Genomic DNA, 1,148 nt, shown 5'->3' with positions numbered 1-1,148 from the left:
CTCAAAAAATTTAAATAAAACAATTGTGTTTTTTCGAATTTAAAACAAAAATAGGAGAGAAGTATTTTCTGAAAATAGATGTAAAAATAATCAGATTTTATTCAGCGTTCTCGATTCCACAAAACTTGTATTTAACGTCCCGGCGCTTGGCGAGGTTGCGAACTTCGGAACCGATTATTTTCTATCAAAGATAAAATTTCTTGCGAGAAATAAACGTGTATTTACTACAAAATTCGCAATCTTGCCAAACGCCTGTTGTGTGATGTTTTAATAATCTACAAAGTCTGTTTCGTTTACTATTATATTTTGATTTGTTGTGTTTTCAACATTACTTGCAGGAAATATATATTCTGCTTTTTGTCTTATTCCGTTGTCTCTATTTCTTTTTAGAACTAAAATTTGAGGATTTGCTTTGTCAATAAACAATTTAATTGTTGCTTGGTTAGTAAAGGTATTTATTTCTCTATTGTTAGATGGATAAGTTAATAAATGAAATGGTTCAATTGGATATGTATTAGTTAAATTAAATTGGACATTTACTTCACACAAATATAATTTTTTAATTGCGTGATTTAATGAAAATTCTTTTCCAATAATTGTCATGTCATTTGCTTGTTGAGTTAAATTTACTCCTAATGGGTCATCGATTTTCTGAACATAGAAAGGAATTGGATCATTTAATGGGGAATTAGGAAAATCGCCAATAAATAATTTATAAAAGTTTCCATTTCCGCTCGTCGTAAATGTAAAATCAAAACTTCCATTTGAGTTTAAATTTATAGTTTTTACAAATTGTTTAAATTCATAGTTATAATTTGTAGGTGCTGGGCAACTATAACAGCCACCACTTGTAGTTTCAACGTATTCAGCAATTTTAATTTCTACATCGGATAAACTTTCACCATTTATGCTCGTTACATTTCCTGAAATTCTCGTTTCAATACCAGCTTGAATTAAGTTTGTTTGGTCATCTTTATCACAACTTGAAAGATTTAAAAATATACACAATCCAAGTAAATTTAATATGTTTTTCATAATGTCTTTTTATTACGATTTTCCTAAAAATAGCACACAACGGGCCGCGGCTTGCTGAAGTGGCGACTTCGTAAATTATTATTTGATGCTAAGATACAATTTCTTGCGAAAGA

General features: G+C 29.3%; 1 protein-coding gene. It reads right to left on the bottom strand.

What is annotated here, in order from left to right:
- Nucleotides 1-267: 267 nt before the first annotated feature.
- Nucleotides 268-1,035 (bottom strand): hypothetical protein, encoded by a 768-nt coding sequence (locus G6N05_RS15510; protein ID WP_166131897.1) that lies wholly within the window; start codon nucleotides 1,033-1,035, stop codon nucleotides 268-270.
- Nucleotides 1,036-1,148 lie beyond the last annotated feature (113 nt).

The organism is Flavobacterium bernardetii, from assembly GCF_011305415.1.
GTDB lineage: Bacteria > Bacteroidota > Bacteroidia > Flavobacteriales > Flavobacteriaceae > Flavobacterium > Flavobacterium bernardetii.
Note: the sequence above shows the minus strand (reverse complement) of the source record. Positions and strands in the feature narration are given on the sequence as shown.

Bases quoted from the DNA above. Each gene is read 5' to 3' on its own strand.
- G6N05_RS15510 (WP_166131897.1), bottom strand. From the start codon at position 1,035: ATGAAAAACATATTAAATTTACTTGGATTGTGTATATTTTTAAATCTT.